A 26,860-nucleotide genomic window follows, 5' to 3' on the forward strand; every position below is an offset into this window, starting at 1 on the left:
CTCCTGGGCTGACCGGGACACGTCCCGCGGGCTCGGCCGGGCGGCGCTCAGAGCGCGTGCACCGCGCCCGGTGCGGCCAGGTGCACGGGACCGTCGAACACCGCCCGGGCCTCGGCGAGGGACACCTCGGCGTCGTTCCACGCGGGCACGTGCGTCAGCACCAGCAGGCCGGCGCCACCGCGGGCAGCCGCCTCGCCGGCCCGTCGGCCCGTCAGGTGCACGCCGCGGAACCTGTCGTCGCGACCCTCGAGGTAGCTCGCCTCGGCGAGCAGCAGGTCCACCCCGGCCGCCAGCGCGTCCAGGCCGGGACCGGAGTCCGTGTCGCCCGTGTACGCGAGTGCGACGGAACGGGACGCGTCGCCCTCCGCGGGTCCGGTGACGCGCACCCCGAAGGTCGGCAGCGAGTGGTTCATCGCCACCGGCGTGAGCGTGAGCGGACCGACGGTCACGGGCGCCGCCGGGTCCCACACCCGCACGTCGAACTGGTCGCTGCAGTCGGCCGCCGGGTCCTTGCCCGCCAGCTGGGCCAGCCGCTCCGCCGTGCCCTCCGGGCCGTGCACAGGCACCGGCGGCAAGGGCGCGCCGCCCGGTCGGTAGCGCCGCAGCACGTTGAGCACCACCATGTCGGCGACGTGGTCCGCGTGCAGGTGGGAGATGCCGATCGCGTCCAGCGTCGTCGGGTCGGCGTACCGCTGCAGCGGGCCGAGAGCGCCGTTGCCGAGGTCGAGCAGCACCGTCCACGTCCGGCCGTCGGCGTCCTCCGCCTGCACCAGGTACGCCGCGCAGGCCGCGTCGGGGCCGGGGTACGAGCCGGCGCAGCCGACGACGACGAGCCTCATCGCAGCGCCAGCGCCGACTCGACGGCGGTCACCTCGGGTCCGAGGAAGCGCCGAGCGAGCCGGGCGAACTGCTCGGGGTCACCGGTCGCGACGAAGCGGTGCTCGGGCGGCGGCCCGTCCGTCGAGCGCAGCAGGTCGTGCGCGACGAGCGTCCGGTACACGTCCTTGGCGGTCTCCTCGGCGCTCGAGACGAGGGTGACGTCCTCGCCCATCACGTAGCTGATCGCGCCGGTGAGCAGCGGGTAGTGCGTGCACCCCAGCACCAGGGTGTCCACCCCGGCCTCACGGATCGGGTCGAGGTACTCGTGCGCCACCTCGAGCACCCGCGGTCCGGAGGTGACGCCGGCCTCGACCAGCGGGACGAACTCGGGGCACGCGGCAGTCGTCAGGCGGACGCCCGGGGCCACCGCCAGCGCGTCGTCGTACGCGCGCGACTCGATGGTCGCCCGCGTGCCGATCACGCCGATGTGCCCGTTCCGCGTCGCCGCCACCGCGCGCCGGGCCGCCGGCAGGATGACCTCCACCACCGGGATGCCCCGCCGCAGCGTGTACCGCTCCCGCGCATCGCGCAGCATCGCCGCCGAGGCGGTGTTGCACGCGATGACCAGCATCTTCACGCCGGCGTCGACCAGGTCGTCGAGCGCCGCGAGGGCGAAGGCACGGACCACGGCGAGCGGCTTGGGCCCGTACGGCGTGTTGAGCGTGTCGCCGATGTAGAGCGTCGACTCGTGGGGCAGCTGGTCGAGGATCGCGCGCGACACCGTCAGTCCCCCGACGCCGGAGTCGAAGATCCCGATCGGCGCGTCGTCCACGCTGCGAGCCTAGTCGCCCGGCCCGACCCGGCCCGGCGGACCCAGGTCCCCGCGGGCCAGCATCGCCTGGACCAGGGACTCCTGCAGCCAGGTCAGCGCGTCGTACACGGTGACGAGGTAGGCGCGGACGTCGTCGGCGCCGTGGCGACGTCGGCGACCCGCCGCGCGCAGCAGGCGGTCGGCGTCCTCGTCCGTCCGGATGCCGAGCCGCTCCGCGAGCACCAGGCGCAGGTCGGTCAGCGTGGCGGCGACGCCGGGCGCCTGCGCCACCGGCACCACCGGTCCGTCGTCCTGCAGCGCGGTCCACAGCCAGCGCAGCCGTGCCAGCTTGGCCGTCCGCAGGTCGTCCTCGGTCAGCCGCCGGAACTCGGCGGCGACGGCCGGGTCGTCCTGCGACGCGTCGGGCAGCAGGCGGCGCACGGCGGGGTCGTCGGGGGGCGGTACGGGCTCCGTGCGCAGCCGCCAGACGGGCGCGACGGACGGGTCGGAGCGCCCTGCCGCATCCGCAGCCCCGTCCGGTGACGCGTCGGCCACGTCCGGCAGCTCGCCGCCGAGCAGCTCGACGACGTTGGCGACGACGGACGCCACCACCTCCCGCTCACCGGCGTCGAGCTCGGCCCGGTAGCCGCCGGACTCGTACCGAAACCCGCGCATCAGGCGTCCTCGCGCTGCAGCGTGGCCCACAGGCCGAACCCGTGCATCGCCTGCACGTCGACCTCCATCGCCTCGCGGCTGCCGGTCGAGACGACCGCGCGGCCCTCCTGGTGCACCTGCAGCATCAGCCGCTCCGCCTTCTGCTCGGAGTAGCCGAAGTACGACCGGAAGACGTAGGCGACGTAGCTCATCAGGTTGACCGGGTCGTTCCACACGATGGTGACCCAGGGCCGGGCGACCACGGTCTCCTCGTCGGACCGTACGTCCTGCTCAGGCACGGTCTCGGTGGGCATCGCCCCACTGTAGAGAACTAGGTTGGCCGGATGACCGCCAGCACGGCCCTGCTGACCGACCGCTACGAGCTGACCATGCTGCAGGCCGCGCTGGCCGACGGCACGGCCGACCGCCGCTGCGTCTTCGAGGTCTTCACCCGTCGGCTTCCTCCCGGCCGCCGGTACGGCGTGGTGGCCGGTACGGGTCGGGTGCTGGACGCGGTGCGCGACTTCCGGTTCGACGAGGAGCAGCTCGAGTGGCTCGCCGCCGAGCGGGTGGTGGACGAGCGGACGCTGGAGTACCTGCGCGACTACCGGTTCACCGGTGACGTCGTCGGGTACGCCGAGGGGGAGGTCTTCTTTCCCCTGTCGCCGCTGATGGTCGTCGAGGGCACGTTCGCCGAGGCGGTGCTGCTGGAGACCGTGGTCCTGTCGATCCTCAACTACGACTCGGCGATCGCCTCGGCCGCGTCGCGGATGACCAGCGCGGCCGTGGACCGTCCGTGCCTGGAGATGGGCGCGCGGCGCGCGCAGGAGGAGGCGGCCGTCGCGGCCGCACGTGCCGCCGTGATCGCCGGTTTCGCCGGCACGTCGAACCTCGAGGCGGGGCGGCGGTACGGGCTGCCGACGATCGGCACCGCCGCTCACGCCTTCACGCTGCTGCACGACGACGAGGAGTCGGCGTTCGCGGCGCAGGTCGCGTCGCAGGGACGCGGGACGACGCTGCTGGTGGACACCTACGACGTGCGCCGCGGGGTGGAGCGGGCGCTCGCGGCGGCCGGCACGGAGCTCGGTGCGGTCCGCATCGACTCCGGTGACCTCGCGGCACTGGCGCAGGAGGTACGGGCCCAGCTGGACGCGGCCGGCGCCCGCCGGACGAAGATCGTCGTGACGTCCGACCTCGACGAGTACGCGATCGCGGCGCTGGCCGTCGCGCCGGTCGACTCCTACGGCGTCGGCACGTCGGTGGTGACCGGCTCGGGGGCGCCGACCTGTGGGATGGTCTACAAGATGGTCAGCCGCGAACGGGCCGACGGCTCGATGGAGGCCGTCGCGAAGGTGTCGCGGTCCAAGGCCAGCGTCGGTGGGCGCAAGGCGGCGGCGCGGCGACTCGGCCCGGACGGTCGAGCGGTCGAGGAGGTGCTGGTCTGCGGACCGCCGGAGCGGGTGCTCGCCTGGCAGGACGCCCAGTGGCGCAGCCCCGAGCCCACGTTGCGGCCGCTGCACGTGCCGCTGATCACGGGTGGCGTGCCGGACGAGCGCTGGACGGGTGCCGCCGGCGTACGGCTCGCGCAGGCGCGTCACACCGCCTCACGCGAGGAGCTGCCCCGGGGTGCCCGCCGGCTGTCCGCCGACGAGGCGGCGGTACCGACCGTCACCGCGCGCCTGGAGCCCTAGGCCCGCGGTCCTCGACGGCGGACCGGGCGTGGCGGGCACGAGACGCCGACGCGCACGCGCGGCGTGGGCGCTCAGCGGCCGACGAACCAGCGCCGCACCAGCTCCACCCGCGCGGTCAGCTGGTCGACGTCCGCCAGCGCCACCTCGGGACCACCCGCCCGCCGCCGCAGCTCGGCGTGCACCTGCGCATGGGTCTGCCCGCTGCGGCGGGCCCACGCGGACACGAGCCGGGACAGCTCTCGCCGCAGCTCCGACCGCTGCCGGTGGTCGCCGAGCGGCGGTGCCGCGGCGCCGGCGGCCCGACGAGCGCTGAGCTGGTCGGCCTGACGCTGGGCCAGCAGCGCGGACACCTGGTCGGGGTCCAGCAGACCGGGTAGCCCGAGGAAGTCCAGCTCCTCGTCGGACCCGACCTCGGCGCCGGTGCCGAACTCGCCGCCGTCGAACAGCACGCGGTCGAACGACGCCTGGGCCTCCAGCGCCTGGAACGTGCCGGCCAGACCGTCCGGACCGACGGCGTCCGGCGTGCTGCGCTCCGTCTCGGCCGCGAGCAGGAGTGCGGCCTCCGGGTCGTCCACCGCCGACGTCGGCCGGTCCAGGGCGTGGTCCCGCTCCACCTCCAGCTGCGCGGCGAGCGCCAGCAGCTGCGGCACGCTCGGGAGGAACACCGAGGCGGTCTCCCCGCGGCGGCGGGCCCGCACGAACCGGCCGACGGCCTGGGCGAAGAACAGCGGCGTCGCGGTGCTGGTCGCGTAGACACCGACGGCCAGCCGCGGCACGTCGACGCCCTCGGACACCATCCGCACGGCGACGAGCCACCGGGACGTGCCGGCGGAGAACTCGTCGATGCGGTCGCCCGAGCCGGCGTCGTCGGACAGCACGACGGTCGGCGACTCACCGGTCAGCCGCGCCAGGTGGCCGGCGTACGCGCGGGCGTCGTCCTGGTCGGTGGCGATCACCATCGCCCCGGCGTCCGGCACGGTCCGCCGGACCTCCGTCAGCCGCGTGTCCGCGGCGGCCAGCACGCTGCCGATCCACTCACCGTTCGGGTCGAGGGCCGTGCGCCACGCCTGCGCGGTGATGTCCTTGGTCAGCGGCTCGCCGAGCCGGGCGCTGACCTCGTCGCCCGTCCGCGTCCGCCACCGCATCGACCCGCTGTACGACAGGAAGATGACGGGCCGCACCACGTGGTCGCGCAATGCCTCGGCGTAGCCGTACGTGTAGTCGGCACGGCTACGTCGGATGCCGTCCGGATCGCGCTCGTAGGTGACGAACGGGATCGCCGCCGTGTCGGAGCGGAACGGCGTACCGGTCAGCGCCAGCCGCCGGGCCGCCGGCTCGAACGCCTCCCGGACCGCGTCGCCCCAGGACAGGGCGTCGCCGCCGTGGTGCACCTCGTCGAGGATCACCAGCGTCGGCGCCGCGTGGGTGCGAGCGGCGTGCAGCGCCGGGCGGCTGGCCACCTGGGCGTAGGTGACCGCCACCCCGTCGAAGGAGGCGCCGTGCCGGCCCTGGGCGTTGGAGAACGTCGGGTCGATCGCGATGCCGACGCGCGCCGCGGCGTCGGCCCACTGCCGCTTGAGGTGCTCCGTCGGCGTCACCACGGTGACGCGCCGCACCACCCGGGCATGGAGCAGCTCGGTGGCCACCCGGAGCGCGAACGTCGTCTTGCCGGCGCCCGGCGTCGCCACGGCGAGGAAGTCCCGCGGCGACCGCTGCCGGTACGCCTCGATCGCCTCGGCCTGCCACGCACGCAACCGTCCCGCCGTGCCCCACGGCGCGCGGCCGGGGAACGCCGGCGGCAGGTTGGACGCCGCCGACGGCGAGACGTGCGGGCTGTGCGGGGACGGCTCCGTCCCCGCCGTCACTTGCCGGAGCCCCGACCGAAGCCCCACCGGCGCCCGGAGCCGCCGGACTCGCCGCCGGAGGACCCGCCGCCGGGACCGTCCTGCGGCGCGCGCAGCCCGTCGTAGATCTCCTTGCAGACCGGGCACACCGGGAACTTGTTCGGGTCACGCCCGGGCACCCAGACCTTGCCGCAGAGCGCGATCACCGGGCTGCCGGACACCGCCGACTCGAGGATCTTCTCCTTGCGCACGTAGTGCGCGAACCGCTCGTGGTCCCCCGGCTCGAGCTCCTCGGCGTGCTCGGTGCGCTCCAGCACCGAGGTGCCGGCCGCCGGCTCTCCGACCGGCCCGGGCCCGAACGGGTCGTCGGGACCGGTGGGAGGCAGCGGCTCGCTCATGGGCTCCATCGTACGTTCCGGGTGCGACACCGCCCGGGCTCGGGCGGCCGCACCGGCGCTCCCCGAGCCGTGCCCGCGCGGTGGACCGCGCCGGTCGGCAGGCGTCAGGTCGGGGCGGCGGGTGCGGGCGTCAGATCCCTTGCCACGCGGGCTTGCCGGCATAGGTCTGGCGGTAGTAGTCGGCGAGCTGCAGCCGGCTGGCCGCCGCGTCGTCGACCAGCACGGTCACCCGGGGGTGCAGCTGCAGGACGGTTCCCGGCCACAGGGCGCTCACCGCGCCCTCGACCAGCTGGTGCACGGCCTCCGCCTTGCCCCTGCCGGTGGCCAGCAGCACCAGGTGCCGGGCGGCCATGATCGTGGCCAACCCCTGGGTCAGGCAGTGCGTCGGCACGGCGCCGACGTCGCCGCCGAAGAAGCGCGCGTTGTCGAGACGGGTCTGCCGGGCCAGCGTCTTGATCCGGGTGCGCGAGGCGAGCGACGAGCCGGGCTCGTTGAAGCCGACGTGGCCGTCCGTGCCGATGCCGAGCAGCTGCAGGTCCACGCCGCCGGCCTCGACGATCGCCCGCTCGTACGCCGCACAGGCGGCCGGTACGTCGTCCGCGGAGCCGTCCGGACCGCGCACCGCGACCGGGTCGAGGTCCACGCGGGACACGAGCTCGCGCTCGATCACCGCCCCGTAGCCCTCCGGGTGCCCCGCCGGCAGCCCGACGTACTCGTCGAGCAGGAAGCCGCGGGCGTGCGCGAACGACAGGCCCTCCTCGGCGTGCCGCCGGGCCAGCTCGTCGTACACGGCGAGCGGGCTCGAGCCGGTCGCCAGGCCGAGCACGGGACGCGGCGTGCCGTCGAGCAGGCGCTGCACCGCGTCCGCCGCCAGCCGTGCCAGCGCGTCCGGCGCGCCGATCACCACCTCCATCAGAACGCCCTCCGCCCGTCGCCGGCCGGTGCCGCGGCTGCGCCGTCGTGCGCCCGTGCCACCAGCGCCGCGCCGAGCGCCCCGGCCGGGACGTCCGCCGGCGCGAGCCGCACCCGCTGGGCGAGGCCGACCGACGCGAGGAACGGCGAGGCGGCCGCCTGTCGGTCCAGCGTCCGGGTGACCGCCTCCAGCAGCGGCGCGCCCACCCGGCTCACCCCGCCGCCCAGCACCACGACGTCGACGTCGCACGTCAGCACCAGCACCCGCACCGCCGCCGCCACCCCCGCCGCGACCTCGTCCCGCACCTCGACGGCGGCTGGGTCCCCCGCCGCGGCGGCCTCGAACAGCTCGGCAGGCGCCGGGCGCCCGTGCCGCGACGGCCACGCCGCCTCGATCGCGCTGCCGGACGCGTACTGCTCCAGGCAGCCCAGCTGACCGCACTTGCACGGCCGTCCGCCCGGCACCAGCGTCAGGTGCCCGATCTCACCGGCCACCCGGTGGGAGCCGCGGCGCAGCGTGCCGTCCAGCAGAAGGCCGGCCGCCACGCCCGTTCCCAGGGCGACGTAGGCGACGTCCTGGACGTCCGACCCGAGCGACGTGCGGCCCAGCGCGTGCGCGGCACCGACCACCGCGGCGTTCAGGTCGTTCTCCACGCGGACCGGGACGTCGCCACCGAGCGCCGTCGCGACCAGCGTCCCCAGCGGCAGCGGCGCCTCGAGGCCGAGGTTGACGGCGTGCGCCACCGTGCCGCCCTGCGGGTCCACGACACCGGGCAGCCCGATGCCGACGCCTGCCACGTCCGCGACCGTCAGGTCCCGGTCGGCCAGCAGGCCGCGCACCAGGGCGACGATCCCGGCGACCACCCCCGAGGGCCCCGGCACCGTGCGGGCGTGCCGCTCGGCCAGCACCGTGCCGGCGTCGTCCACCAGGACGCCCTGCACCTTGGTGCCGCCCACGTCGACACCGACCGTCGGCCCCCTGCGAACGGCCGGCGGTGCTGCCGCGGCCATCAGCCCTTCACCGCCCCGGACACCAGACCGGACGTCATCCGACCCTGCACGAACAGGAAGAAGATGATCACCGGAACGGCGATCAACGACGACGCCGCCATCACCTGCCCCCAGTCGGTGTCCCGGCTGGCGCTCGCCTGCACGAAGCTGCGCAGCCAGATCGGCAGCGTCTTGGCCGTGTCGGACTGCAGCACCACGAGGGCCACGGTGAACTCGTTCCACGCCTGCAGGAAGGCGTACACGCCGGACGCGACCAGCCCCGGGGCGAGCAGCGGGAACGTGATCCGCAAGAACGCCTTGGTGCGGGACAGGCCGTCCACCATCGCGGCCTCCTCCAGCTCCACGGGCACGCCGGCGACGAACCCGCGCAGCATCCAGATGGTGAAAGGCACCACGGCCGCGACGTAGACGATCGAGATGCCCAGCACCGTGTTGAGCAGGTGCAGCGAGCCGATCAGCCGGTACTGGGCGATGAACAGGCCCTCGGCCGGCAGCATCTGGATCAGCAGCACGGCGAGGATGAAGCTGCGTCGACCGCTGAAGCGGTACCGGCTGACGGCGAGCGCCGCGAGGAACGCGAACACCAGGGTGCAGACGATCGTCAGGCCGGTCACCAGCAACGACATGCGCAGCGCCGGCAGGAACGAGCCGGAGCCCCACACGGCCGCGTAGTTGTCCATCGAGGCGTTCACCGGCCAGAACGTCGGGGCGCCCGACTGGAGCCGGATGTTCGACATCAACGAGGAGATGGTCATCCAGTAGACGGGGAACGCCCAGAGCGCCGCGACCAGCAGGGCGACGAGGCCGAGCAGCAGCCGGCCGGGGCGGATGCGACGACGACGGGTGGTCACCGCTCGTCCTCCTCTCGCAGCAACGTGCGCACGTACGCCCAGCTGAGGGCGACGGTGAGCAGCAGGACGAAGATCGACACCGCCGAGGCCGCCCCGAAGTCACCGGAGCCCACACCCAGCTGGTAGATGTACGTGCCGAGCAGGTTGGTCTCGCTCGGGGTGCCGCCGGCGTCCTGCAGCAGCCGGATCTGGGCGAACACCCGCAGGTCCCAGATGATCTGCAGCAGCAGCACGATGGACAGCACCGGCCGGATCATCGGCAGCACGATCCAGCGGAACCGCCGCACCCCGTCGGCACCGTCGATCGCGGCGGCCTCCATCACCTCGTCCGGCACCTGGCTCAGGCCCGCGTAGACGGAGAACGCGACGAACGGCACGGACATCCAGACGATGATCACGGTCGCGACGAAGAAGAAGGACAGCGGGTTGGCCAGCCAGCTGTGCCCCGTGAAGTGGAAGCCCATCGCGGTCAGCACGTAGTTCACGACGCCGCGGCGGTAGTCGAACAGCCACCGCCACACGGTCATCGAGGCGACCACGGGCATGGCCCATGCGAGCAGCATCGCGATCTGCACCGCCAGGCGAGGCACGGTGCCGACGGCCTTCATCAGCAGCGCCACCAGCACGCCGACCAGCACCGTCACGCCCGCGTTGACCAGGCAGAACGCGATCGACCGCGCGACCACGGTCCACAGGTAGGAGTCGGCGGCCAGGTCGAGGTAGTTGCGCAGGCCGACGAACTGCGGCGGCTTGCCGAACTGCTGGGCCAGGCCGAACTTCTGCAGCGACGTGACCACCTGCCAACCCAGCGGGTAGCCGAGGGCGAGCACGAGGATCCCGATCGAGGGGACCAGCAGCGCGTACGGGACGCGGGGGCCGCGGCGACGGCGAGGTGCGGGACGCTGCGCGTCCGGGTCGACGGTCACGACGGCGGTCCGCCGGGTGCGCGCGGACCGGGTCGACCGCGGCGCGGTGCCGTGCGGGGGCCGGGCGGCCGGTTGCTCCGGCACCGGGACCGGACCTGCCGGCGCGGGGGACGCCGAGGCGTCGGGGCGTGACATCGGGGCTCCTGCGGTCGGACGGGAGGGACGGTGCCCCGCGGTGCCGGCCGGACGACGTGCCGGCACCGCGGGGAGCAGGACGTCAGCCCTTGCCGTTGAGGATGGGCGTTGCGGCGTCGTCGAACGCCTTGGCGGTCGACGCGATGTCCGCGCCCTGGGAGATCTTCTGGAAGAACTCCTCGAGCTTCTTGCTGTTCTCCAGCGCGGCCCAGCCCGGTGCGGCCGGGGTGAGCTTGGCGTTGAGCGCCGACTCGGTCAGCGCCTTGGCGAACTGGTCGGTGCCGAGCGAGCTGACGTAGTCGGTGTTCGCCGGGCCCAGGCCGTTCTTGCCCAACATCTGCTGGTACTCCGGCGAGAAGATGATCTTCATCAGGGACTTCGCCAGCTCGGGGTGCTGCGTCTTGGCCGAGATGCCGATGTTGGAGCCACCGGCGAACACCGGCGCGGCACCGCCGTTGACACCCGGCAGCGGGAACACGCCGAACGTCTGGTCGTTCCAGTTGCGGACGTCCTTGCCGTCCTTCTTGGCCAGGTCGCCGATGGACCAGTGGGCCCAGCCGGGCGCCATGATCGTCGCCGCGTCGAGCGAGTAGCTCGTCGTGGAGCCGTCCGCCGCCTTGACCGAGTCGGAGTCGTTCAGATGGTTGTAGGTGTTGGCGTCGGTGGCGTCACGCGGCGCCTTCGAGGCGTTCTTCCAAAGGTCCTGCAGCTGCTGCAGGCCGACGACCGTCTTCGGGTCGGACATCGTCGACTTCCACTGGCCGCCGTCCTTGACGGCCAGCTCGCCACCGTTGGCGAAGATCCAGGAGATCGCGTTGCGCCAGTCCTGGCCGCCGATCCACAGACCGGACAGGTTGGCGATGCCCTTCGGGTCGGCCGCGGCGATCTTCTTCACGTCGTCGTTGAACTCCGACAGGGTCTTCGGCGGGGCGGTCACACCGGCCGCCTGCCACAGGTCGGCCCGGTAGAACACGTACCGGGAGCCGAAGTAGTACGGCAGCGTGTAGTTCTTCCCGTCGACCTTGCCGGCCTCGACGAACCCGGGCAGCAGCTTCGAGCCGCCGAGATCGTTGTACATGCTCGAGATGTCCATGAAGGCGCCGACGTTGGTGAACGTCGAGGACTGCGTGTTGCCCAGCTCGGCGACGTCCGGGGTGTTCGCGGCGTCCGGCAGCGCGGTGGTCAGCTTGGTGACCAGGTCGCCCCAGTCCTGCTGCTCGATCACCAGCGTCGAGCCGGGGTTCTGCTTGGCGAACTCCGTCTTGAGGTAGGTGCGCAGCTCGTCCGGCGTGTCGGCGCCGGCCAGCCACAGCTTGATCGTTGCCGGCGCGGGCGTGCCGCCACCGGCCGCCGTCGTCGTGCTGCTCGAGCCGCCGCCGGAGCTGCAGGCCGCGAGCGCGAGCGTCGCCGCGAGGCCGACGGCCGCGAAACGTAGGATCTTCACGTTGGAGCTCCTCCTGTGAGCAAGGCGTTCGTCGACGACGACGCCGGGTGGTGCTGCGACCTGCTGGACGGTCGGCTCGGGGTCGTCACGTGACCCCGAGCTGACCCGACAGGACCAGGACCGCCGCGCCCGTCAGCGAGGCGTCCTCGTCCAGCGTTGCCATCCGGATGTCGAGCTCCTGCCCGATGACGGGCATGGTCCGCTCGCGCACGGTGGCGAGCGCCGCCTCCCGCAGAGGACCGTCCAGCAGCTCCGGCGGGCCGGAGAGCAGGACCTCCGCGAGGTTCAGCGCACTCGCGACGGGTGCCAGGGTCACTCCCAGCAGCCGTCCGACCGACGCCAGCGCGGCGTCGGCAGCTTCACGGTCGAGACCGGCGACGCGGCGGCGCAGGGCCGGTGCGCTCAGCACGGTCTCCAGGCACCCGCGGCGCCCGCAGGCGCACGGCAGGGGCTCCTCGGACGACGAGTCGTCCACCACGGTCACGTGGCCGATCTCGCCGGCCGCCCAGCGCCGGCCGCGCACCAGCGCGCCGTCCACCAGCAGGCCGGCGCCGACGCCCTGGCCGACGGTGAGCACCATCGCGGCGTCCTGCGCGCCGCCGTAGGTGAACTCGCCCAGCGCGCGGGTGTTGGCGTCGTTGGCGACGTGCACCGGCACGCCGAGCGTCTGTGCCAGCCGAGCCGCCAGCGGCAGCCCGTACCAGCCGCGGTTGGGGGCCTCGACGACCACCCCGTCGGCGTCGACCACGCCCGGGGAGGCGATGCCGATGCCGAGCACCGGCGCCGGTGCGGCGGCGAGCAGGTCGCGGCACAGGCCGGTGAGCAGGTCGGCCGCCTCGTCGCCCCGGCGGCCGTCGAGCGGCACCTCGCGGCGGGCGACGACGTCGCCGGTCAGGGTCATGACGGCGCCCAGCATCCGCGCGTCGTCGGTCAGGTCGACCGCGACGACGACGAAGTCCTCCGTCCGCATCCCGACGAGCGTGGCCGGCTTGCCGACCTTCCCCGCCGACCGGACGCCGAGGTCGGCCACCAGCCCCTCGTCGATCAGGTCCCCCACCAGGTCGGACACCGTCACCCGGGTCAGCCCGGTGCTGCGCGCGATGTCCGCCCGCGACGAGGGCCCGGAGTGGAACAGGTGACCGAGGACCAGCGAGCGGTTGTGCGCACGGGCGTGCTCGGGGAGCACCTTGCCCGTCGGTCGCAGCGCCCGGCTGATCCGGCGGGCGACCACCTGCGTCGTCACGTTTGTTAGTAGACCTTCCTTACTAATCGACGTCAAGCGGTTCCCGTGACCGTGATCACATCGTGACGAGTCGTTCACCTGCACGACTCATGGGGTGTCTGCGCAGGTCAGAGGGGGCGACGAGGTCCGGCCGCTCAGTGGCGAGCCGGGGACGGGACCCAGCCGAGCGCGCCGGCGTGCCGGCACGACTCGGTGGCGACCGGCACCGCCTCGCGCAGGGCCGTGAGCGGGTCACGGCCACGGGCCAGCGCGGCGCCCATCGCCCCGTGCAGCACGTCGCCGGCGCCGAGCGTGTCGACGAGCTCGCCGGGTGCGAGCGGCGGCGGTACCACCTCGTCGTACCGAGCGCCCAGACGCACCCTGACCGCTCCCCCGCCGGCCGACCGGGCGACCACGGAGGGGCCGAGGGCAGCGACGGCCTGGAGCAGCCGGTCCGGCCCGTCGTCGGCCGCGCCCGGCAGCCGGAAGTCGCCCGACAGCACCGCGACGTCCACGTGGGCGAGCAGGGACTCCAGGCCGGGCTTCCAGCTGCCGCCGTCGAGGAGCACCGGGACCCCCTGGCGGCCGGCCTCGGCGGCCAGGACCACGGCAGCAGCGAGGTGGTGGCCGTCGACCAGCAGCGCCGTAGCGCCGAAGAGCACGTCCAGCACCGCCCGCGCCGCCGGTCCCAGGTCGTCCGGGCGACCTGTCGCGTTGGTGGAGGCCACGGCACGCTGGCCGGTCGAGGCCGTCACCAGCACGGTCGACACGGGCGGGTCGGCAGCCCGGCCGGCGAGCAGGTCCACCACCTCGACGCCGGCATCGCGCAGCCCGGCCCTGACCAGGTCCGCGACCGGTCCCTCCCCCAGCGCCGTGACCAGGGTGGCCGGCACGCCGAGCGTGACCGCCGTCGCGGCGGCGTTCGCCGCCGGACCACCGAAGCTGACGTGCAGGTCCCGGGCCACCACCTTCTCGTCGGGACCGGGGACGGCGTCGACCACCTGGACCACGTCGAGCGTGCTCAGGCCGCAGCACACCAGCCGCGCAACGGGGACGTCGGGCCGGTCGGGCACGTCGGCACTCTACGGTCGGCGGCCGCCTCCCGGTCCCCCGGCGGTCCCGGTCGCCCGGTCACCAAGAGGCAATACGGTGGGACGGTCCACACCACGTCCTTGCCGGGAGCAGCCGTGTCCTCGTCGCCCATCGACCCCACCACCACCGACGCCTGGCAGGCGCTGTCGGACCACGAGAGCACGCTGCGCCCGGACCTGCGGGCGTGGTTCGCACAGGACCCGCAGCGCGCCCGTCGGCTGACGTTCGAGCTCGGTGACCTCACCGTCGACCTGTCCAAGAACCTGGTCACGGACGAGACGCTGGCGCTGCTGACGCGGCTGGCGGACGAGGTGGGCGTCGCGGACCGGTTCGGCGCGATGCTGCGCGGCGAGCACATCAACGTGACCGAGAACCGGGCGGTGCTGCACACGGCGCTGCGGCGCCCGGCGGGGTCGTCGCCGCGGCTCGTCGTCGACGGGCAGGACGTCGACGCGGACGTGCAGGAGGTGCTGACCAAGGTCTACGCGTTCGCCGACAAGGTGCGCACCGGCGCCTGGACCGGCGTGACCGGGGAGCGGGTGCGCACGGTCGTCAACATCGGCATCGGCGGCTCCGACCTGGGCCCGGCGATGGCGTACGAGGCGCTCAAGCCGTACGTGCTGGACGGGCTGAGCGTGCGGTTCGTCTCCAACATCGACCCCACGGACCTGGCCGAGAAGGTCAAGGACCTCGACCCGGCGACGACGCTGTTCATCGTCGCCTCCAAGACGTTCGGCACGCTGGAGACCCTGACCAACGCGCGGCTGGCGCGGGCCTGGCTCTGGGAGCGGCTGGTAGCCGAGGGTCGGATCGAGGACACCGACGAGGCCCGCACCGGTGCCGTGGCCCGGCACTTCGTCGCCGTGTCGACCGCGCTGGACAAGGTCGCGGCGTTCGGGATCGACCCGGCCAACGCGTTCGGGTTCTGGGACTGGGTGGGCGGCCGCTACTCGATGGACTCCGCGATCGGCCTCTCGCTGGCGATCGCGATCGGCGAGGACGGCTTCACCGACCTGCTGCACGGCTTCCACGTGGTGGACGAGCACGTGGCGCGGACGCCGTTCGCGCAGAACGTGCCGGTGCTGATGGGCCTGCTCAACGTCTGGTACGTCAACTTCCTGGGCGCGCACACCCACGCGGTGCTGCCCTACGCGCAGTACCTGTCCCGGTTCCCGGCGTACCTGCAGCAGCTGACGATGGAGTCCAACGGCAAGTCGGTGCGCTGGGACGGCTCCCCCGTCACCACGCAGACCGGCGAGGTGTTCTGGGGCGAGCCCGGCACCAACGGTCAGCACGCCTTCTACCAGCTGATCCACCAGGGCACCCGCATCGTCCCGGCGGACTTCATCGCGGTGGCGAACCCCGCGCACCCGCTGAAGGACGGCGACACCGACGTGCACGCCCTGTTCCTGGCGAACTACTTCGCGCAGACCAAGGCGCTGGCCTTCGGCAAGACGGCCGACGAGGTCCGTGCCGAGGGGACGGACGAGGCGATCGTGCCGGCCCGGGTGTTCTCGGGGAACCGGCCGACGACGTCGATCCTGGCGCCGGCGCTCACCCCGTCGGTGCTCGGCCAGCTGATCGCGCTGTACGAGCACATCACCTTCGTCGAGGGCGTCGTGTGGGGCATCGACTCGTTCGACCAGTGGGGCGTCGAGCTGGGCAAGAAGCTCGCGATGGAGATCGCCCCGGCCGTCGAGGGCGACCGGGCGGCGCTCGAGGCGCAGGACCCGTCGACCAAGGGCCTGATCGAGAAGTACCTGGAGCTGCGGCACTGACGCCTCGCGCGCAGGGTGACCGGCACGGGCCGGGCGGGGACGGACTCCCGCCCGGCCCGTGGCACGCTGGGGCGATGCCGGCTGAGCAGGTGCGCGCGCGGGTCGACGCGTGGACGTGGGCCGTGCGGCTGTTCCCGACGAGGTCGGCGGCCGGTGCTGCCTGTCGCGGCGGGCACGTACGCGTGAACGGTGAGCGCGCCAAGCCGGCGACGATCGTCGTGCCGGGCGACGAGGTGCACGTGCGGGGTGCCGAGCGGGACCGCGTGGTGATCGTCGAGCGGACCATCGTCAAGCGCGTGTCCGCGGCGGTCGCGGTGACGTGCTACCTCGACCGCTCCCCCGCACCGGTGCCGAAGGAGCACGTCGCGGCGCTGGGCGTGCGCGACCGTGGCGCCGGGCGGCCGACCAAGCGGGAGCGGCGGGAGATCGACCGGCTGCGCGGGCGCTGACCGGCCGCGCGGACCGCGGGATCAGTCGGTGGCCGGTGGGCCGACGCCCAGCAGGTCCGCGAGCGCCATCGCGTCGAACGGCGCCCGGACCTTCACGTCGTTGTCGAAGTACACGACCACGTCGTGCCCCTCGTCGGCCCACCGCCGGATGCGGTCCGCCCACAGGGTCAGCGCCGGTGGGTCGTAGCCGCTGACGTACAGCTCGGTGTCGCCGTGCAGCCGGACGTACACCAGCGGCGCGGTCGGCTCGAGGAGCAGGGGCCACTTCCCCGCGGTGTCCGCGACCACGACGGCAACGCCGTACGCCCTGGCCAGCGCGGTGAACCGCGGGTCGACGAACCCGGGGTGACGCACCTCGAGGGCGTGCCGCAGCGGCCGGTCCGCATCCGTGGTGGTCCACGCCCGGCCGTCGAGCCGCTCGTCGTGCTGCTCGGCCAGCGCCGCCGCCTCCGCGGTGCTGCGCGGCAGCTGCGCGAAGAAGGCCTCGACCACCTCCGGCTCGAAGGCGAGCCGCTCCGGCAGCTGCCACAGCACGGGCCCGAGCAGAGGGCCGAGGGCGAGCGGTCCGCTGGCGAAGAAGTTGGCGAGCGGCGCGGCGACGTCACGCAGCCGCTTCATGTGGGTGATGAACCGTCCGCCCTTGACGGCGAACAGGAAGTCGGCCGGCACGGCGGCCGCCCAGGCGAGGTAGCTCTCGGGCCGCTGCAACGAGTAGAACGAACCGTTCAGCTCGACCGTGCGCAGGCGCCGCGATGCGTACTCCAGCTCCCGGCGCTGCGGCAGCCCGGGCGGGTAGAACACGCCACGCCACGGCCGGTACCGCCAGCCCGAGATGCCGATGCGCACGTCCACGTCCGTCATGCTGGTCCCGTGCCGCAGACCTCGCCCGACGACGTCGCGGGCGCCGGGGCGCCGGTGGCCGTGGACGTCTACCGGCCGCCACGGCCGCTCGACCTGGTGCACACCCTGGTCCCGCTGCGGCACGGCGGCGGCGATCCCGTGTGGCGGTGGACGCGCGACGGCGCGGTCTGGTGGGCGACGCGGACGGCGGACGGCCCGGCGACGCTGCGCCTGGAACCACGCTCCGGTGCCGTGCACGCCGCGGCGTGGGGTCCCGGCGCGGAGCGCGTGGTGGCCGGGGTGCCGGCGCTGCTCGGCGCGGACGACGACGACTCGACCTTCCCCGCCCACCTGCACCCGCTGGTCCACCGCGCGCACCGCGCGCTGCCCGGGCTGCGCATCGGTCGCACCGGGCAGGTCTGGGAGCAGCTGGTCCCCGCCGTGCTCGAGCAGCGGGTGGTGGGCCTGGACGCGCAGGCGTCGTGGCGGGCGCTGGTCCGGCGGCACGGCACGCCCGCACCCGGCCCGGCACCGGAGGGCCTGACGGTCGCGCCGCCGGCGCCGGTGTGGCGCGACCTTCCGGTCTGGGAGTGGCGGCGCGCCGGGGTGGACGCCCAGCGCCACGGCACCGTGGCACGGGCGGCAGCCGTCGCCCACGCGCTGGGCGCGGACCTCGGCGCCGCCGAGCTGACGCGGCGGTTGCGCACGGTTCCCGGCATCGGGCCGTGGACCGCGGCAGAGGTGACGTCCCGTGCGCTCGGGGACGTGGACGCCGTCAGCGTCGGCGACCTGCACCTGCCGGACCTGGTCGGGTGGTCGCTGGCCGGCCGGCGGACGGACGACGCCGGGATGCTGGAGCTGCTCGAGCCGTTCCGGCCGCAGCGGCTGCGCGCCGTGCGGCTGCTCGAGGTGGCCGGCCGCCTGCACGCGGGGCGCGCGCTCCGCGGGCGCGCGCCCTCGTCTGACCCGGCCCTCGGCCGACCCTGCGCTCGGCTGACCCTGCCCTCGTCCGATCCTGCCCCCGGCTGACCCTGCCGCCCGCCGACCACCCGGGCGGGCTGTCCGACCGGTGCCCTCGCCGGGCAGCCGGCCCCCTTCTGTGGCGATACTGCGAGGGATCACCACTGGAGGGAGCACCCGATGAGCTACGGATACGCGGACCGGTCCGACGAGGACCCGCTCTACGTCGACGACGAGCCCCCGCGCGAGGCGCGACTTGCGGGCCGTGCCGCGAGCACCGTGCTGGCCTTCGTGATGCTGGCCCTGGCCTTCGTGCTGTTCGGGCTGTCCGGCAGCGTGTCCGGCGGCGCGCAGCCCTGGCTGTTCTGCGGCGCGATCGCCTCGTTCGCGCTCGCGTACGCGATCCCTACGGCGATCATGCCGGCCCTCGAGGACCGTTGAGCGGTACCGGTCCCACCGAGCTGGTGCTGGTGCGGCACGGCGAGTCGGTGGGCAACGTCGCCGCCGCCGAGGCGGAACGGACGGGGGCGGACACGATCGCCGTCCAGACGCGCGACGCCGACACCCCGCTCTCCGTGCGCGGCGAGGACCAGGCGCGGGCTCTCGGCGCCTGGCTCGGCGCGCTGCCGCCCGACCGGGCACCGCAGTCGGTGTGGTGCTCCCCGTACGTGCGCGCCGCGCAGACGGCGGCTTCGGCGCTCGACGCGTCCGGCCTCACGGTGCCGGTGCGGTACGACGAGCGGCTGCGCGACCGCGAGCTGGGCATCATCGACCGGCTCACCCGCGCGGGTGTGCAGCGGCGCTTCCCCGAGGAGGACGCCCGCCGGCACCTGCTCGGGAAGATGTACTACCGACCGCCGGGCGGAGAGTCCTGGGCGGACGTGGCGCAGCGGCTGCGCTCGGTGCTGGGCGACCTGATGCGGCTCGAGGACGGCCACCGCGTCCTGGTGGTCACCCACGACGCCACGGTGATGCTGCTGCGGTACGTGCTCGAGGGCATGACGGAGGCGCAGCTGATGGCCGAGGTGCGCCGGCGCGGTGTGCGGAACGCCTCGGTCACGCAGCTGACCAGGCACGACGACCTGTGGCGGCTCGACACCTTCGACGTGGTGGACCACCTCGAGGTGCTCGAGGCGCCGGTCACCAGCCATCCCGGGACGGATCCCCGTGGCGAGTGAGCCGATCACCCCGGAGCTGCTGCGCGGCTGGCCGCTGCCCGACCGCAGCGGCACCAAGGACGTTCGCGGCAGCGTGCTGGTGGTCGGCGGCGCGCGAGCCACCCCGGGCGCGGCCCTGCTGGCCGGGCTCGCGGCACTCCGGGTCGGTGCCGGGCGGCTGACGCTGGCGGTCGCGGAGTCCGTGGCCGGTCCGCTGGCCGTCGCGGTGCCCGAGTCGGGGGTCGTCGGGCTCCCCGAGGACGGCAACGGCTCGGTGAGCGGGCCCAACGACGGGCTGGACGGCCAGCTGGAGCGAGCCGACGCCGTGGTGGTGGGTCCCGGGCTCGACGAGCCGGTAGGCACCCGACGGCTGGTGGAGCACCTGGTGCGCGGGCTGCCGCGGGACGTCCCGCTGGTGCTGGACGCGTTCGCCCTCGGCGTGCTGCGGGACCTGCCCGACGACGTCCGGGAGCTCCTCGGCGGCCGCAGCGTGCTGACCCCGAACCTACGCGAGGCGCAGTTCCTGCTGCCCGACGGCGGCGCGGCGGGGACGGGCGATGAGCCGGACCCGGCGGAGGCGGCCGCCGCGGCCGCGCGCCGGTACCGGGCGGTCGTTGCGTGCGGCGGTCAGCTCGCAGCACCCGACGGCCGTGCCTGGCGGTCCGGCACCGGTGCGTCCGGGCTGGGCACCTCCGGCAGCGGCGACGTGCTGGCAGGGGCGATCGCCGGTCTGCTGGCCGGTGGCGCCGACCCGGCGCAGGCCGCGTGCTGGGGTGTCTGGCTGCACGGGTCCGCCGGTGACCGGCTGGCCGCGCGCGTCGGGCTGACCGGGTACCTGGCGCGCGAGCTGCTCGACGGCCTGCCCGCGGTGCTCGTCGAGCTGTCCACCAGCTGACGCTCGACGGCGTTCACCAACCGCCCGGCCGGGGCCGGATCCCCGGGGCCTGATCCGGGCCCGGGTCCGGCCCGGCACCGCCACCGTGAGGTGTGCGGGCCGGGCCGGGCCGGGACCGCGTGCTACCTGCCACTCAGTCGTGCCGCGGTGCGGTGACCTTGACCGACGCGACGGACCCGTCCGTGTTCAGCAGCACCTGCCGGCCGACCGGACGGTGGAAGTTGAACAGGCCGCCCAGCGACCCCGCCTTGGCGTCGGCGGAGAAGTCGCCGATGCGGCCGGTGCCCCAGTTGGTCTCGACGAACGACAGGATCGACGCCTGGTCGGTCTGCGTGTGGTCGACGTAGTTCGTCTTCGAGAAGGGCGAGATCACCAGCAGCGGCTGGCGCGTGCCGGGGCCGCAGCGGTCGGCGTAGCCGCCTGCGACGCCGACGGCGGCTGCAGCCGAGGTGCAGATCGCCGCGTCCCTGGCCGGGTCGTTCGAGCCGTTGGTGATCACCGCGGACTGGTGGTCGTACCAGCCGTCGGAGTCGTCGTACGCGACGACCACCGCGGTGCTGGACCACTCCGGCGACTTCTGCAGCGCGTTGATCTCCTTGACCAGGAAGTGCTGCTCGTCGATCGGGTCGGAGTAGCCGGCGTGGCCGTCCTGGTACTCGGGCGCCTTGACGAAGCTGACCGCCGGCAGGTTGCCCGCGGCGAGCGCGGCGTCGAAGTCGCTCACGTCGTAGTTGTGGTTCGCCTGGTCGGTGTGCCCGATCGCGGCCACCGAGCTCGGGGCCAGGTGGTGCGGGTTGGACGTCGAGGCGTAGTACTCGAACGGCGAGTGGTGCGGGCTGTAGTCGAGCGACGTGCCGCCACCGATGTTGGTGCTCTTCGCGCCGCACACGGCCTTGGTGCCGGGACCGGCGTAGGGCGTGGTCGGCTTGAAGCCGCCCTGGAACCAGCCCCACGTCACGCCCTTGGCGTTCAGCAGGTCACCGACGTTCTTGCCGCTGGCCACCGCGAGGTTGTTCGACCTGGTCGCGTTGGAGTTGGAGCAGTCGTCGTAGTACGGGTCCGGGTCGTTGATGACCGTGCCGACGCCGTTGGCGTCCGGCGAGGCGACGACGTAGGAGTCGGTGGTCGGCGTGCCGGTGGGCGTGACGGCGCGGATGCCGTGCGTCTGGCCGCTGATCAGGTTGATCGCGCCCGGCGTGGACGGCCCGAACGTCGTCGAGTACGAGTTGTCGCTCATCGCGTAGTGCTGCGCGTAGTTCCACAGCCCCGTCACGGTGTTGCCGTCGTAGTAGTCCATGACCAGCCCGGGCTCGGTGAACAGGCCGGGGGTGCAGGTCTCCACGTCGGTGTTCTGCACGTACAGGTCGTTGCGACCGCCGTCGGCCGCCTTCTGCTCCGCGCTGTACCCGTGGTTCTGGTCGCACGTCATCGCCTGCGAGGACGACAGGCGTTGCGGCAGCGCCGAGTTCGGGTTGCTGGTGAGCAGACCGGCCGCCTGCAGGGTGTTGGCGCGGGGGGTGCCGTGCGCGGCCGTGAACCGGGTGCCGTCGGTGTTGGCGGCGTTCGGGTACGTGGCGAAGTAGTGGTCGAACGAGACGTTCTCGTTGAAGATCACCACGAGGTGCTTGATGGGGGTGGCCGTCCCGCCCTGGCTGTGCTCGTCCCCGCGGTCGTGCGCGGAGGACGCGGTGGCCGATGCGACGACGAGGCCCGCGACGGCCAGGCTCGCCGCGCCGACCGCGGTGACCCGATGCATGCGATGCACGTGCTGCTCCCTTGGTGATGTGGGGCTAGGACGAACGTCCTACACCGAACCTTCACCCGCTCGGGCGAAGCCCGCTATGCGAGCGGGTGAACGACGGGTGAACAGCCCCTCCCGCGCCGGCGCACCGTCTGCGAGCGGGGCAGGCTCCGCCCGGATGACGACGGGCGACGCCACCGTCGCACCGACCTGCCTCACACTGGGGCCGTGGAGACGAGCCAGCCCCGGATGAACGTCGAGTCCTTCAACCTCGACCACCGCACCGTCAGCGCCCCCTACGTCCGCCTCGCCGACCGGAAGGTGCTCCCGCACGGCGACGTGCTGGTCAAGTACGACGTGCGGTTCACCCAGCCGAACCGCGCCCACCTGGAGATGGACACCGTCCACTCGATCGAGCACCTGTTCGCCGAGAAGTCCCGGAACCACTCCGACAAGGTGGTCGACTTCTCCCCCATGGGCTGCCAGACGGGCTTCTACCTGATCCTGGCGGGCGACTGGGAGTACGACGACGTGCTGGCCCTGGTGCAGGCCACGCTGGAGGACGTGCTCACGGCCACCGAGGTCCCCGCCGCCAACGAGGTGCAGTGCGGCTGGGGCGCCCACCACACCCTCGAGGGTGCCCAGCAGGCCGCCCGCGACTTCCTCGCACAGCGCGCGGTGTGGAGCCAGGTGACCGCGTGATCGCCGTCGACGCGGTCGTCGTGACCGCCATGGCGGAGGAGGCCGAGCCGTTCCTGGCCCGTGCCGACTTCGTCGGCGCGCCCACGCAGGTGGGCCGGGCCGTGCACCGGGTGGTGAGCCTCGGCGGGCACGGCGTGCTGCTGGTGGTGTGCGGCATCGGCCTGGTCAACGCCGCGGCCGCCGCGGCGGTCGCGGTCACCAGCACCGCGCCGCGGACCCTGATCAGCGCCGGCAGCGCCGGAGGTCTCGGCGCCGAGGTGCGCGTGCGGGACGTCGTCGTCGGCACCTCGTACGTCTACTCGGGCGCCGATGCGCGCGCCTTCGGGTACGAGCTGGGCCAGGTGCCTGGCATGCCCGCCGTGTTCGACGCGGACGCGCAGCTGGTCGAGGCGATGCTCGCCGTCCGCCCGGAGGGCCAGCGCGTGCTCGCGGGGACCATGCTGTCCGGCGACGCGTTCATCGACCCGTCCGGCGTCGACCGCGTGCGGACCGCCTTCCCCCACGCGCTGTCGACCGACATGGAGTCGGCAGCGCTCGCGCACGTCGCGCACCTGTACGACGTGCCGTTCGTCTCGGTGCGCGGCATCTCCGACCTGTGCGGACCTGCGGACGAGTTCAACCAGCACGTGGACGACGCGGCGGACCGGTCGGCCGCGGTGGTCGTCGGCGCGCTGCAGCGGATCGCCGCGCTGGTCTAGCGCCTGCGCCGCTCGCGCCAGGCGGCGACCTCCGCCTCGAGGTCGCGCAGCGGCGTGACGACCGGCGGTCCGCCGAGCAGCTGCCGCCGCGCCTCGACGATGCGGCGGTTGAGCTCCGCGAGCGCGTCGCGGACCCGGGCCTCCGACCGCATCTCGTCCAGGCGGCCACGCAGCCGCTCTGCGTCGGCGCGCAGCTGGAGGGCCTCCGGAAGCACGCCGGACACGTGCTCGCGCTCGACGTAGGCCTTGAGCCACCAGTCCGGGTCGTGCCGGGTCAGGTTCGGCAGCGGCTTGCCGGCGAGCGGCAGGTGGTCGAACTCCCCGCGGGCGATCGCCTGGTCCACCAGCACGTCGACCCAGCCGGCGCGCTGGTCCATCCGTCCGACGGCGCGCGGCGGACCGGCGGGGTCCGGGCGTGCGGAGCCGCCGGTCTCCTCCGCCGCGGCCGCGAGCCGGTCGGGACGTCCACCGACCTCCGCCGTCGCTGCGTCGTCGGCCTCGACGCGCTCGGTCCGGTAGCGGCTCGCGCGACGGACCGGGTCGTCGCCCGCGGCACGGCGTCGGTGCACGGCGTCCCCCCTCGTCAGCGCGTTCCGCAGCCCGGCAGCCGGGTCGACGACCACGCTACGACGGGTCGGGAAGTTGCGATCTCGATACCCCCGGGGGTATCTTCCTTCCCGTGACCCCCAGCGTGAGCCCCTCATCGTCCATGCCGTCGGCCAGCACGCGCATCGTCGTCGTCGGCGGCGTCGCAGGCGGCATGAGCGCCGCCGCCCGCGCCCGCCGTCTCGACGAGCACGCCAGCATCGTCGTCCTCGAGCGCGGCGCCTACGTCTCGTTCGCCAACTGCGGCCTGCCGTACCACCTCGCCGGTGAGATCGGCCGCGAGGAGAGCCTGCTGGTGCAGACGCCCCAGTCGCTGGCCGAGGCGCTGGCGCTCGACGTGCGCACCGGCAGCACCGTCACGGCGATCGACCGCGACGCCCGCACGGTGCACGTCCGCACCGCCGCGTCCGAGTACGACCTGCCCTACGACTCGCTGCTGCTGGCACCGGGCGCCGTGGCCGTCCGGCCGCCGATCGACGGCCTGGACGACCCGGCGGTGCACGCGCTGCGCACCATCGACGACGTGCAGCGGCTGCGCGGCACCGTGGACCACGTGCTGGCCACCCGCCCGGAGGGTGAGGCTCGGGCGGTCGTCGTCGGCGCGGGTTTCATCGGGCTGGAGGCCGTCGAGGCCCTGGTCACGCGCGGCCTGAGCGTCGACGTCGTCGAGCTGGCGGACCACGTGCTGCCCCCGCTGGACGCCGAGCTGGCCACGCTGGTGTCCGACGAGCTGGTGCACCACGGCGTGCGGCTGCACGTCGGGGTGTCGGCGACGCAGGTGTCCGACGAGCCCGACGGCTCCGTCGTCGTCACCCTCTCCGACGGGTCGCAGCTGCCGGCCGACCTGGTGCTGGTCAACGTCGGCGTGCGGCCCGAGAGCTCGCTGGCGCGCGACGCCGGCCTCGACCTGGGCCCGACCGGTGCGATCCGCGTCGACGCCGACCACCGCACGTCGGACCCGCACGTGTGGGCCGTCGGCGACGCGATCGAGGTCCGCCAGGCCGTCACCGGCGCCGTCGGACCCGTGCCGCTGGCCGGTCCGGCCAACCGGCAGGGCCGCCGCGCCGCCGACTCGATGCTCGGCCACCGCACCACGCCGCAGGCCGACGTGCTGGGCACCGCGATCGTGCGCGTGTTCCGCCTGACCGCCGCGATGACGGGTGCCAGCCAGCGCGTGCTGGACCGTGCGGGCATCGAGCACGAGGTGGTGCGGGTGCACCCCGGGCACCACGCCGGCTACTACCCCGGCGCCCAGCAGGTGCACATCGTCGCGAGCTTCGCTCCGGACGGGCGCCTGCTCGGCGCCCAGGCCGTCGGCCGCGCCGGGGTCGACAAGCGGATGGACGTGCTGGCCACGGCGCTGCGCGCCGGCATGACCGCCGACGACCTCGCGGAGCTCGAGCTGTCCTACGCGCCGCCGTTCGGCTCGGCGAAGGACCCGGTCAACATGGTCGGCTTCGTCGCGCAGAACGCGCTGGACGGCACCGCCCCGCAGTGGCACCCGGACGAGCTGGACGTGGCGCGGCGGGACACGCTGGTGCTCGACGTGCGGACCCACGGCGAGTTCAGCCGCGGCCACCTGCCGGGCGCGATGCACGTGCCGCACATCCAGGTGCGCGACCACCTCGAGAAGATCCGCGCGGCGGCAGCCGGCCGGCCGATCAGCGTGCACTGCCAGAGCGGGGTGCGCTCGTACCTGGCCACCCGCATGCTGATCGGTGCCGGGATGGACGCGCGGAACCTCTCCGGCGGCTGGCTCAGCCTGGTCGCCGCCCACCCTGAGCTGCGCACCAGCGCAGTGCCCACCCAGCCCAAGGAGCCCGCGACCGTATGAGCACCAACCCGTTCCTGCGCCTGCTCGGCCTCGGCAAGGACGACGGCAGGCTGCCGTCCAGCGTGCGCGCCGACCGCGCCGTCGAGCTGGTCCGCGGCGGCGCCGCCCTGGTGGACGTGCGCGAGAACCACGAGTGGAAGACCGGGCACGCGCCCCAAGCGCTGCACATCCCGCTCGCCCAGATCTCCGGCGCACCGCGCCGGTTGAAGGCCGACCAGCAGGTGGTGGTGATGTGCCACAGCGGGATGCGCTCGCGCACCGCCGCCGCCCAGCTGCGCAAGCTCGGCTTCGACGCCACCAGCGTGTCCGGTGGCATCGGCGCCTGGCAGGCCGCCGGCGGCGCCGTCCGGCGCTGACCCCACCCCCAACCCCCGAGGAGACACCCCTATGTGCAGCCCCATCCGTTGTCCCCGTTGCGGCAAGGTCACCTGGACCGGCTGCGGTCAGCACGTCGACGCCGTGATGGCGAACGTGCCGGCCGAGCAGCAGTGCACCTGCCGCTGATCACCTCGCGCCCACCCACCGCCACGACCGTCCGGAAGGACTGACATGAGCACCATCGCCGTCGGCGAGGAGACGTTCGCCGACACCGTCCGCGACAACGACATCGTGCTGGTCGACTTCTGGGCCGACTGGTGCGCGCCCTGCCGGATGTTCGCGCCCGTGTTCGAGCAGGCGTCGACCACCCACCCCGACGTCGTGTTCGCCAAGGTGGACACCGAGGCGGAGCAAGGCCTGGCCGCCCAGGCGGGCATCACCTCGATCCCCACCCTGATGGCGTTCCGCGAGGGGGTGCTGGTGTTCGCCCAGCCCGGTGCGCTGCGCGCCCCGGACCTCGAGCGGGTGATCGCGGGCGTCAAGGACCTCGACATGGACGACGTGCGCCGGCAGATCGCCGAGCACGAGGCGAGCCATGACCGGGCCTGACAGGCCCCGACGTCCGGCTGCGACGGCACCGTCCGACGCAGCCCCGACGGCCACCGCGGACGCCTCTGCCTCCGCGGTGGCCGTCGACCCCGCCCCCGCGGCACCGGACCCGGTGGCGGTGGCGAAGGTCTCCGCGCGCCTGCGGCGGGCGCACGGGCAGCTGGCCGGGGTGATCCGGATGCTCGACGACGGCCGCGACTGCCAGGACGTCGTCACCCAGCTCGCCGCCGTCTCCCGCGCCATCGAACGGGCGGGCTTCGCCCTGGTCGCCGCCAACCTGCGCAGCTGCCTGCGCGACCCGCAGGGTCCCGACGACGTCGCCGCGGACCGGCTCGAGCAGCTCTTCCTCTCCCTCGCCTGACCGCGCCGCTCGCGCGACCCCGGACCAGCCCGGCTGTCAGACCCGGACCCAGGTCCCAGTTCATCCCATGATCGGTCGCCTAGCGTCTCTGCATACCACCTG

29 protein-coding genes are annotated in these 26,860 nt (G+C 74.0%); 13 read left to right on the top strand and 16 right to left on the bottom strand.

From position 1 onward, the window contains the following. Window positions 1–47 precede the first annotated feature (47 nt). From ACFQTY_RS16480 to clpS, 4 genes are read right to left on the bottom strand one after another with little or no spacing between them, the layout of a single operon-like run. Window positions 48–839: an MBL fold metallo-hydrolase gene (locus ACFQTY_RS16480; RefSeq protein WP_378102667.1), complete on the bottom strand. Its 792-nt coding sequence runs from the start codon at window positions 837–839 to the stop codon at window positions 48–50. Then, on the bottom strand, window positions 836–1,651 hold the full coding sequence (gene murI, locus ACFQTY_RS16485; RefSeq protein ID WP_378102669.1) for a glutamate racemase: 816 nt from the start codon (window positions 1,649–1,651) through the stop codon (window positions 836–838). The genes ACFQTY_RS16480 and murI overlap by 4 nt, the downstream gene beginning before the upstream one ends. 9 nt (window positions 1,652–1,660) lie before the next feature. Continuing rightward, on the bottom strand, window positions 1,661–2,305 hold the full coding sequence (locus tag ACFQTY_RS16490; RefSeq protein ID WP_378102672.1) for a DUF2017 family protein: 645 nt from the start codon (window positions 2,303–2,305) through the stop codon (window positions 1,661–1,663). Further along, window positions 2,305–2,598, bottom strand: a complete 294-nt coding sequence (gene clpS / locus ACFQTY_RS16495; protein ID WP_378102675.1) for an ATP-dependent Clp protease adapter ClpS — start codon at window positions 2,596–2,598, stop codon at window positions 2,305–2,307. The genes ACFQTY_RS16490 and clpS overlap by 1 nt, the downstream gene beginning before the upstream one ends. A 30-nt stretch (window positions 2,599–2,628) precedes the next feature. Here clpS and ACFQTY_RS16500 point away from each other — a divergent pair, with 30 nt between their 5' ends. Further along, window positions 2,629–3,975 (top strand): nicotinate phosphoribosyltransferase, encoded by a 1,347-nt coding sequence (locus ACFQTY_RS16500; protein ID WP_378102678.1) that lies wholly within the window; start codon window positions 2,629–2,631, stop codon window positions 3,973–3,975. A 71-nt stretch (window positions 3,976–4,046) separates the two neighbouring features. On the opposite strand, the gene ACFQTY_RS16505 is transcribed toward ACFQTY_RS16500, so the two are convergent. From ACFQTY_RS16505 to ACFQTY_RS16545, 9 genes are all read right to left on the bottom strand, one after another. Then, window positions 4,047–5,840 (bottom strand): DEAD/DEAH box helicase, encoded by a 1,794-nt coding sequence (locus ACFQTY_RS16505; RefSeq protein ID WP_378102681.1) that lies wholly within the window; start codon window positions 5,838–5,840, stop codon window positions 4,047–4,049. After that, complete coding sequence (locus tag ACFQTY_RS16510; protein WP_378102684.1) at window positions 5,837–6,217, bottom strand: DUF3039 domain-containing protein; 381 nt, start codon at window positions 6,215–6,217, stop codon at window positions 5,837–5,839. Before ACFQTY_RS16510 ends, ACFQTY_RS16505 begins: the two co-directional genes overlap by 4 nt. A gap of 130 nt (window positions 6,218–6,347) precedes the next feature. Further along, a complete protein-coding gene (nagB, locus tag ACFQTY_RS16515; protein ID WP_378102686.1) occupies window positions 6,348–7,130 on the bottom strand; it encodes a glucosamine-6-phosphate deaminase in 783 nt (260 codons plus the stop codon). After that, window positions 7,130–8,140 carry an ROK family protein gene (locus tag ACFQTY_RS16520; protein ID WP_378102689.1) on the bottom strand — a complete coding sequence of 337 codons (1,011 nt, stop codon included), beginning with the start codon at window positions 8,138–8,140 and terminating at the stop codon, window positions 7,130–7,132. The genes nagB and ACFQTY_RS16520 overlap by 1 nt, the downstream gene beginning before the upstream one ends. Next, window positions 8,140–8,991 (bottom strand): carbohydrate ABC transporter permease, encoded by an 852-nt coding sequence (locus tag ACFQTY_RS16525; RefSeq protein ID WP_378102692.1) that lies wholly within the window; start codon window positions 8,989–8,991, stop codon window positions 8,140–8,142. Before ACFQTY_RS16525 ends, ACFQTY_RS16520 begins: the two co-directional genes overlap by 1 nt. Next, on the bottom strand, window positions 8,988–10,052 hold the full coding sequence (locus tag ACFQTY_RS16530) for a carbohydrate ABC transporter permease (RefSeq protein WP_378102695.1): 1,065 nt from the start codon (window positions 10,050–10,052) through the stop codon (window positions 8,988–8,990). The genes ACFQTY_RS16525 and ACFQTY_RS16530 overlap by 4 nt, the downstream gene beginning before the upstream one ends. 82 nt (window positions 10,053–10,134) lie before the next feature. Next, window positions 10,135–11,496 (bottom strand): extracellular solute-binding protein, encoded by a 1,362-nt coding sequence (locus ACFQTY_RS16535; protein WP_378102698.1) that lies wholly within the window; start codon window positions 11,494–11,496, stop codon window positions 10,135–10,137. Window positions 11,497–11,581: 85 nt separating this feature from the next. Next, window positions 11,582–12,739 carry an ROK family protein gene (locus ACFQTY_RS16540; RefSeq protein ID WP_378102701.1) on the bottom strand — a complete coding sequence of 386 codons (1,158 nt, stop codon included), beginning with the start codon at window positions 12,737–12,739 and terminating at the stop codon, window positions 11,582–11,584. A 134-nt stretch (window positions 12,740–12,873) separates the two neighbouring features. Further along, window positions 12,874–13,791, bottom strand: coding sequence for a PfkB family carbohydrate kinase (locus tag ACFQTY_RS16545; RefSeq protein ID WP_378102704.1), 918 nt, complete (start codon window positions 13,789–13,791; stop codon window positions 12,874–12,876). A 114-nt stretch (window positions 13,792–13,905) separates the two neighbouring features. Between ACFQTY_RS16545 and pgi the strand changes: the two genes are divergently transcribed. Both pgi and ACFQTY_RS16555 read left to right on the top strand, forming a co-directional pair. Beyond that, entirely contained in the window at window positions 13,906–15,588 is a 1,683-nt protein-coding gene (pgi, locus tag ACFQTY_RS16550; RefSeq protein ID WP_378102707.1) for a glucose-6-phosphate isomerase, read from the top strand. A gap of 74 nt (window positions 15,589–15,662) precedes the next feature. Then, window positions 15,663–16,037, top strand: a complete 375-nt coding sequence (locus ACFQTY_RS16555; RefSeq protein ID WP_263730102.1) for an RNA-binding S4 domain-containing protein — start codon at window positions 15,663–15,665, stop codon at window positions 16,035–16,037. 21 nt (window positions 16,038–16,058) lie between these two features. Here the strand turns inward: ACFQTY_RS16555 and ACFQTY_RS16560 are convergent, their stop codons facing one another. Further along, on the bottom strand, window positions 16,059–16,898 hold the full coding sequence (locus ACFQTY_RS16560) for a DUF72 domain-containing protein (protein WP_378102710.1): 840 nt from the start codon (window positions 16,896–16,898) through the stop codon (window positions 16,059–16,061). A 9-nt stretch (window positions 16,899–16,907) separates the two neighbouring features. Here ACFQTY_RS16560 and ACFQTY_RS16565 point away from each other — a divergent pair, with 9 nt between their 5' ends. The 4 genes from ACFQTY_RS16565 to ACFQTY_RS16580 all read left to right on the top strand — a co-directional run bounded on the left by ACFQTY_RS16565 (window position 16,908) and on the right by ACFQTY_RS16580 (window position 19,889). Beyond that, window positions 16,908–17,906 (top strand): DNA-3-methyladenine glycosylase family protein, encoded by a 999-nt coding sequence (locus ACFQTY_RS16565; protein WP_378102713.1) that lies wholly within the window; start codon window positions 16,908–16,910, stop codon window positions 17,904–17,906. A gap of 111 nt (window positions 17,907–18,017) precedes the next feature. Beyond that, complete coding sequence (locus tag ACFQTY_RS16570; protein WP_291761837.1) at window positions 18,018–18,278, top strand: hypothetical protein; 261 nt, start codon at window positions 18,018–18,020, stop codon at window positions 18,276–18,278. Continuing rightward, entirely contained in the window at window positions 18,275–19,015 is a 741-nt protein-coding gene (locus tag ACFQTY_RS16575) for a histidine phosphatase family protein (protein ID WP_378102717.1), read from the top strand. The genes ACFQTY_RS16570 and ACFQTY_RS16575 overlap by 4 nt, the downstream gene beginning before the upstream one ends. Then, window positions 19,005–19,889 carry an NAD(P)H-hydrate dehydratase gene (locus tag ACFQTY_RS16580; RefSeq protein WP_378102719.1) on the top strand — a complete coding sequence of 295 codons (885 nt, stop codon included), beginning with the start codon at window positions 19,005–19,007 and terminating at the stop codon, window positions 19,887–19,889. Before ACFQTY_RS16575 ends, ACFQTY_RS16580 begins: the two co-directional genes overlap by 11 nt. Before the next feature lie 133 nt (window positions 19,890–20,022). On the opposite strand, the gene ACFQTY_RS16585 is transcribed toward ACFQTY_RS16580, so the two are convergent. After that, the gene (locus tag ACFQTY_RS16585; RefSeq protein WP_378103077.1) at window positions 20,023–21,645 is read right to left on the bottom strand and encodes a phospholipase C; all 1,623 of its coding nucleotides are present in this window, start codon (window positions 21,643–21,645) and stop codon (window positions 20,023–20,025) included. Window positions 21,646–21,879: 234 nt separating this feature from the next. Between ACFQTY_RS16585 and ACFQTY_RS16590 the strand changes: the two genes are divergently transcribed. Both ACFQTY_RS16590 and mtnN read left to right on the top strand, forming a co-directional pair. Then, window positions 21,880–22,332, top strand: coding sequence for an S-ribosylhomocysteine lyase (locus ACFQTY_RS16590; protein ID WP_378103079.1), 453 nt, complete (start codon window positions 21,880–21,882; stop codon window positions 22,330–22,332). Continuing rightward, entirely contained in the window at window positions 22,329–23,030 is a 702-nt protein-coding gene (gene mtnN, locus ACFQTY_RS16595) for a 5'-methylthioadenosine/S-adenosylhomocysteine nucleosidase (RefSeq protein WP_378102721.1), read from the top strand. Before ACFQTY_RS16590 ends, mtnN begins: the two co-directional genes overlap by 4 nt. Here mtnN and ACFQTY_RS16600 read toward each other — a convergent pair. After that, entirely contained in the window at window positions 23,027–23,653 is a 627-nt protein-coding gene (locus tag ACFQTY_RS16600) for a DUF1992 domain-containing protein (protein WP_378102724.1), read from the bottom strand. The two genes, mtnN and ACFQTY_RS16600, sit on opposite strands and share 4 nt — an antisense overlap. A gap of 56 nt (window positions 23,654–23,709) precedes the next feature. Between ACFQTY_RS16600 and ACFQTY_RS16605 the strand changes: the two genes are divergently transcribed. The 4 genes from ACFQTY_RS16605 to ACFQTY_RS16620 all read left to right on the top strand — a co-directional run bounded on the left by ACFQTY_RS16605 (window position 23,710) and on the right by ACFQTY_RS16620 (window position 26,758). Beyond that, the gene (locus tag ACFQTY_RS16605) at window positions 23,710–25,470 is read left to right on the top strand and encodes an FAD-dependent oxidoreductase (protein ID WP_378102727.1); all 1,761 of its coding nucleotides are present in this window, start codon (window positions 23,710–23,712) and stop codon (window positions 25,468–25,470) included. Beyond that, on the top strand, window positions 25,467–25,826 hold the full coding sequence (locus ACFQTY_RS16610; RefSeq protein WP_378102730.1) for a rhodanese-like domain-containing protein: 360 nt from the start codon (window positions 25,467–25,469) through the stop codon (window positions 25,824–25,826). The genes ACFQTY_RS16605 and ACFQTY_RS16610 overlap by 4 nt, the downstream gene beginning before the upstream one ends. A 193-nt stretch (window positions 25,827–26,019) precedes the next feature. Further along, on the top strand, window positions 26,020–26,397 hold the full coding sequence (trxA, locus tag ACFQTY_RS16615; RefSeq protein ID WP_291761823.1) for a thioredoxin: 378 nt from the start codon (window positions 26,020–26,022) through the stop codon (window positions 26,395–26,397). Continuing rightward, window positions 26,384–26,758 carry a metal-sensitive transcriptional regulator gene (locus ACFQTY_RS16620; RefSeq protein ID WP_348773399.1) on the top strand — a complete coding sequence of 125 codons (375 nt, stop codon included), beginning with the start codon at window positions 26,384–26,386 and terminating at the stop codon, window positions 26,756–26,758. Before trxA ends, ACFQTY_RS16620 begins: the two co-directional genes overlap by 14 nt. Window positions 26,759–26,860 lie beyond the last annotated feature (102 nt).

The organism is Cellulomonas sp. T2.31MG-18, assembly GCF_964266755.1.
In the GTDB taxonomy this organism is placed as follows: Bacteria; Actinomycetota; Actinomycetes; order Actinomycetales; family Cellulomonadaceae; genus Cellulomonas.